This is a genomic window from Oceanisphaera sediminis, from assembly GCF_039539745.1.
GTDB lineage: Bacteria > Pseudomonadota > Gammaproteobacteria > Enterobacterales > Aeromonadaceae > Oceanimonas > Oceanimonas sediminis.
Genome location: NZ_BAABDS010000058.1, coordinates 1 through 685 on the forward strand (window position 1 = coordinate 1; position 685 = coordinate 685).

At 54.2% G+C, this 685-nt stretch carries 1 rRNA gene; it reads right to left on the bottom strand.

What is annotated here, in order from left to right:
• A 23S ribosomal RNA gene (locus tag ABD827_RS17805) occupies positions 1 to 685 on the bottom strand; the annotation flags it as partial.

Genomic DNA, 685 nt, shown 5'->3' on the forward strand with positions numbered 1-685 from the left:
GCCCACGGCAGATAGGGACCGAACTGTCTCACGACGTTCTGAACCCAGCTCGCGTACCACTTTAAATGGCGAACAGCCATACCCTTGGGACCGACTTCAGCCCCAGGATGTGATGAGCCGACATCGAGGTGCCAAACACCGCCGTCGATATGAACTCTTGGGCGGTATCAGCCTGTTATCCCCGGAGTACCTTTTATCCGTTGAGCGATGGCCCTTCCATACAGAACCACCGGATCACTATGACCTACTTTCGTACCTGCTCGACGTGTCAGTCTCGCAGTTAAGCTGGCTTATGCCATTGCACTAACCGTACGATGTCCGACCGTACTTAGCCAACCTTCGTGCTCCTCCGTTACTCTTTGGGAGGAGACCGCCCCAGTCAAACTACCCACCAGGCACTGTCCTCACCCCCGATAAGGGGGCCAAGTTAGAACATCAAACATACAAGGGTGGTATTTCAAGGATGGCTCCACGGCAACTGGCGTCACCGCTTCACAGCCTCCCACCTATCCTACACATGTAGGGTCAATGTTCAGTGCCAAGCTATAGTAAAGGTTCACGGGGTCTTTCCGTCTAGCCGCGGGTATACGGCATCTTCACCGCAAATTCAATTTCACTGAGTCTCGGGTGGAGACAGCGTGGCCATGATTACACCATTCGTGCAGGTCGGAACTTACCCGACAAG